Genomic DNA, 4,772 nt, shown 5'->3' on the forward strand with positions numbered 1-4,772 from the left:
GAATTTAAACTTCGTATTCACTTTATTAAGAATGGCAAGGGATCTAAGTTTTTAGCAATATTTGATCAGACAGCCGTTGGTATGTTTGTAAAATCCTTGATGTTAACGTGCAAATTTATCCCCTCCATGCACCTATTCTTCTCTTTACGCATGAGGTGGAGAAACAGGATAGTGTTCTGTTTCATAAGCTTCAATTAACAAAACAAGAGTTTTCATTCTATCAAATTCTGGAGTATTAACTTCTGGCTGCTTATCAAACATTGCAGACACAATTTCTAAAGCTTCTTGGTACTCCCTCTCAGCACGAATTGGTTTGATATTCATTTCTTAAATTCTTGTAGTTCCACAGTGTTGGCATCAATCATATTAAGTTGTAACATTTTTGTTGACAATTGTCACTTAATACATTACATCTTACTTAAAATAAAGTTGTTGAGTTTGCTATGATCAAAACATTTAAAAATAAAGACCTCCAATCTCTCTGGGAAACAGGAAAAAGTAAGATTGATAGCAGGCTTCAACAGCGTATTATTCGCCGTCTTGATGCCCTTGACGCTGCTTCTCAAGTTAGTGATATCAATGTACCAGGTTATAATTTTCATATGCTTAAAGGCTTTACTCCAACTCGCTACACAATTCATATCAATGGTCCTTGGTGTATCACTTTTGAATTTAAAGACAGACACGTTTACCATGTTGATCTAGAGCAATACCACTGAAGGTTTTAAGATTTGTAAAGGAAACTATCCATGACCACACGTAATCCTAATCGTTGTCCTTCTCATCCAGGAGAAATTTTAGCTGAATCCTTAGAACATTTAAATGCAAGCAAAACCGAAATTGCTAGGATTCTTCAAATATCACGCCAGCACTTGCACGGTATCCTTAAAGGAGAACGTCCAGTCACAGCCGTAACAGCGGCTCGCATTGGTAAATTGTTAGGAAATGGACCAGCCCTTTGGCTACAGCTTCAAGCCAATTATGATACATGGCATGCCTTGAGGGACATTGATGTCTCTTCTATTCCAACACTAACAGCTAGCGAAATGAATACGCAAATGGAACATAGCCATTCGTAACCTTCTCCCCGCCCTTAAAGACGAGGAGATAAGTCATGTTTTTGAACTTAAGCAACCTTTTTAATAGGGTTCTCGAAATCTGGTTCATAAGCGCGCAATAAAGGATCCATGCTATGCGGCAGTTCTGAATCACCAAAATCTGTTAGAACTATTAAGATTTTAAGTATACTTGGCATCTCATCTTGAAGTTTTAAAATTAAAGCTTTTTCTATGACACTCATAGTATCAACCAGAGCTGTACAATCTTTATCATTCATATTTTCATGTCTAGAAAATTGAGATAATGCCAACCACAAATCGCATAAGAAATTGGTATCTATCTTCATTGCACACCTCCATGGATTTGCTCTCTTAAACATGCCAATCCTCTGGAGGTGATTTTCGTTGAAGGGAGCACCTTTTCTGTACCATCTGGTCTTTGAATGGTGATAGCAGGGCAGTCCATAAAGCCTTTCTTGATTTTATCCTGATAAGGTAACAGTGGCGCTCCTGGAGCACGCCGATACACCCAATCATGTTTACGCAAGTAATCAGTTAAATCCTTTGGTCGTACCTCTAACATCTTTGCTGCTTCTATCAAACCGAACAGCCCATCAGAACGCTTTAAGCCTTCAAGCGCTTCTGCTTTTGGTGCTAATTCTGCAATAACATGATCTTTCTGCTCTATTTGACTTTGTAAGTGATTCAAAACACCAAGTAATGCCTCCGGTTTAGAGTAGTCAACTTGTGGTGTGGCTACCTGTTTTTCTAATTCTTGCCAGCGGTCAATGATTTTGGCTCGTAAGGCAGTACTGTAACCAGAAACAAGAATTAAACATTCGCGCTTAGGTAAGTTATAACAAGGGCGGCTTTCACCTTTTGCATCAACGTAAGTACCGATAAAATCAACCAATCCAAATTTGGAGCCGTTAAGTTCTTCAAGCATCTTCTTGATATCACGCATAATATGTGCGTGCTGCTTTTTACACAAATCAGCAATTTCACGACTAGACATAGTTTGATGGATAGCACTATTAGCAGTGTTTCCTTTAATTTTTATAAGAGTGTTCATGATGAACTCCTATTGGTTAGACGTTTTTGATTGACACTTTTATAAATAAAGTGCCGGGTGCTCAAAAACACGGCCAATAGTCCGTCGTTATGCTTTTCCCATCAAGAGTATTGTATAGCATAACCACACCCGACGAGATCATTATATGCATGTAACATACAATGAGTCAAAGCCTTTAATGTGCGGAAAAGAGATTGTTTCGGCAATCTATCCGCTATTGGTTTAAGGTGTTTTTGAGGCACCTGATTCGATTATTCACATTGTCGCCACAATGTCAAGTGGCAATGTAATGTTTTTATAAAAGTAATCGGTTAAGTCCTTTGGTCTTACTTCCAACATCTTTGCTGCTTCTATCAAACCAAACAAACCATCAGAGCGTTTTAAACCTTCCAAAGCTTTTGCTTTTGGTGTTAATTCGGCAATGGTGTTATCCTTCTGCTCAATTTGGCTTTGTAAGTGATTCAAAACACCAAGTAATGCTTCGGGTTTGGAGTAGTCAACTTGTGGAGCGGCTATCTGTGGTGTCACTACTTGTTTTAACCGTCTTTCACATTCGATAAAGTATAAACGAGCTTCTCTACCTTTCTTATTATTTTCAAGCATAGAGAGCTCTTTGGCTACGCTTAAGGTAAGGTGATAATCTTTAGAGGGACGACCACCTTGGAGGTTTTCCCCAAAATTGGTGAAAACTAAATAATCCTGATTTTCTAATAAATTATATTTGTTGATGCGATATTTAATCCAAGTAGAGAAATCTTTACCTACTTCTAAAAACGCATGCAAATCACGAGCGTTTACCGTTTGAACAGTTTCCTGATCAATTATTTGTTCCAATATTGGAATAAGAGTGTTCATGAGAACTCCTTGTAGTTAGACGTTTTTCATTGACACTCTAAAAGAGTGCCGGGCGCTGAAAAACACGGCTACAAGTCCGTCGTCACACTTTTCCCGTTAGGGTATTGTATAGTGTAACCACACCCGACGAGGTTATTATATGCATGTAGCACATAATGAATCAAAGTCTTTAAATGTCCAGAAGATTGATTATTTCGGCAATCAATCCGCTTGTAGTTTGTAAGGTGTTTTTCAAGCACCTGATTCGAAAATATACAGTACAGAAATAATGTCAAGCATCTTTCGATAATTTTTTTATTTTTGGATGCCGAGCTCTGAAAAACACAGTTTTTACCCCTCATTTTTCCCATTCATTTTAATTCATCCCTCATTTAAAGGAGTATAAAGTATGGCAACAGGTTTTCTACACGGTGTTGAAGTTGTCGAGGTTGACGACGGCACCCGCCCCCTTCGCGCGGTTCAGTCTGCCGTTATCGGGATTGTTGGCACAGCACCCGATGCAGATGAACAAGCCTTCCCTCTCAACACACCCGTTTTGGTAACGGGTTCTCTTTCACAAGCTGCAAAACTGGATAAAACGGGGAAGCGTCAAGGGACCTTACCCAATGCCCTTGATCTTATTTTTAAACAAGTGGGGGCTATTGTCGTTGTCGTACGCGTGAACGAGGGTGACAACGAAAATGCGACTCTCACCAATATTCTAGGGGGTGTAAACGCAAATGGTGCTTATGAAGGTGTTCATGCTTTCATTGGAGCACAATCCATTGTAGGACAAACACCACGCATTCTGATTGCTCCAGGCTTTACACATCAGCGCCCTTCCAGTGTAAATATTGAAGAGAATGGAACGGGTGCAACTGCCAACCCCGTAGCAGCAGAATTGATTGGCATTGCCGAGCGTTTGCGCGCCATTGTGGTGCTTGATGCACCCAACACAACAGATGAAGCCGCTCTTAGCACAGCAAAGGATTTTGATTCAAAACGCGTCATTCTTATTGACCCTTTTGTAAAGGTGAATCGTGATGGAAAGATCATAGAACAGCCGGCAAGTGCAGCAGTTGCTGGTGTCATTGCCAAAACTGATTTTACACACGGTTTTTGGCATTCTCCTTCCAATAAAGTGATTAATGGCATTGTGGGAACTGCGCGCCCTATTGATTTTTCCATTGGGGACAGATCAAGCCGCGCCAACCTTCTTAACGAACAAAACATCACAACAATTATCCGCGAAAATGGTTATCGTCTTTGGGGTAATCGCACACTCTCAAGCGATACAAAATTTGCTTTCTTATCGGTAGTACGCACCGCAGATATGATCAATGATGCCATTTTGCGCGGGCATCTATGGGCTGTCGACCGCAATATCAAAAAAACCTACATGAATGATGTCAGTGAAAGCGTCAATGCCTATTTGCGTGATTTGAAAGCACAAGGCGCCATTCTTGGTGGGCGCTGTACGCCTGATCTAGAGCTTAATACAGCAAGCGCTATTGAAAGCGGTAGAGTCTATTTCAATGTCGAATTCACCCCCACAACACCCGCAGAACATATCACGTTCCGTTCACGCATTGTGAATGATTACTTAGAGGAGATCTTTTAATGACCGTACCTGTTTTACCAAGAGTTTTGAAATATTTTAACATTTTTGTCGACGGCATTCCCTATCAGGCAAAATGTGAAAGTGTCACCCTACCGAATTTGAGTTTGGTTGTTGAAAGTTATCGCGGCGGTGGCATGGATAGCTCCATTGAAGTTGACCTTGGTCTTGAAACCCTCACGCTTAGCAT

The 4,772-nt window shown here is 40.3% G+C and carries 8 protein-coding genes; 4 read left to right on the forward strand and 4 right to left on the reverse strand.

The genetic code is table 11. The features are described 5' to 3' along the window. Positions 1 to 144: 144 nt before the first annotated feature. The gene (locus ACFINX_RS09350) at positions 145 to 324 is read right to left on the reverse strand and encodes a hypothetical protein (protein WP_375621862.1); all 180 of its coding nucleotides are present in this window, start codon (positions 322 to 324) and stop codon (positions 145 to 147) included. Between the two features lie 119 nt (positions 325 to 443). Between ACFINX_RS09350 and ACFINX_RS09355 the strand changes: the two genes are divergently transcribed. Together ACFINX_RS09355 and ACFINX_RS09360 are read left to right on the forward strand one after the other, a co-directional pair. Continuing rightward, positions 444 to 719, forward strand: a complete 276-nt coding sequence (locus tag ACFINX_RS09355; protein ID WP_273791641.1) for a type II toxin-antitoxin system RelE/ParE family toxin — start codon at positions 444 to 446, stop codon at positions 717 to 719. 30 nt (positions 720 to 749) lie between these two features. Beyond that, positions 750 to 1,079, forward strand: coding sequence for a HigA family addiction module antitoxin (locus ACFINX_RS09360; RefSeq protein WP_375627782.1), 330 nt, complete (start codon positions 750 to 752; stop codon positions 1,077 to 1,079). 47 nt (positions 1,080 to 1,126) lie between these two features. Here the strand turns inward: ACFINX_RS09360 and ACFINX_RS09365 are convergent, their stop codons facing one another. From ACFINX_RS09365 to ACFINX_RS09375, 3 genes are all read right to left on the reverse strand, one after another. Further along, positions 1,127 to 1,405 carry a hypothetical protein gene (locus ACFINX_RS09365; protein ID WP_375627783.1) on the reverse strand — a complete coding sequence of 93 codons (279 nt, stop codon included), beginning with the start codon at positions 1,403 to 1,405 and terminating at the stop codon, positions 1,127 to 1,129. Then, complete coding sequence (locus ACFINX_RS09370) at positions 1,402 to 2,130, reverse strand: phage antirepressor KilAC domain-containing protein (protein WP_375668729.1); 729 nt, start codon at positions 2,128 to 2,130, stop codon at positions 1,402 to 1,404. Before ACFINX_RS09370 ends, ACFINX_RS09365 begins: the two co-directional genes overlap by 4 nt. A gap of 255 nt (positions 2,131 to 2,385) precedes the next feature. Then, entirely contained in the window at positions 2,386 to 2,985 is a 600-nt protein-coding gene (locus tag ACFINX_RS09375; RefSeq protein ID WP_375668730.1) for an antA/AntB antirepressor family protein, read from the reverse strand. A gap of 388 nt (positions 2,986 to 3,373) precedes the next feature. On the opposite strand from ACFINX_RS09375, the gene ACFINX_RS09380 reads away from it, so the two are divergent. Together ACFINX_RS09380 and ACFINX_RS09385 are read left to right on the forward strand one after the other, a co-directional pair. Then, positions 3,374 to 4,585, forward strand: a complete 1,212-nt coding sequence (locus ACFINX_RS09380; RefSeq protein WP_375668731.1) for a phage tail sheath subtilisin-like domain-containing protein — start codon at positions 3,374 to 3,376, stop codon at positions 4,583 to 4,585. Further along, a partial coding sequence (locus ACFINX_RS09385) for a phage major tail tube protein (RefSeq protein ID WP_375668732.1) occupies positions 4,585 to 4,772 on the forward strand: 188 nt, incomplete at its 3' end. The genes ACFINX_RS09380 and ACFINX_RS09385, both read left to right, overlap by 1 nt.

It is taken from the genome of Bartonella sp. AP36NXGY (assembly GCF_042195865.1).
Lineage (GTDB): Bacteria > Pseudomonadota > Alphaproteobacteria > Rhizobiales > Rhizobiaceae > Bartonella.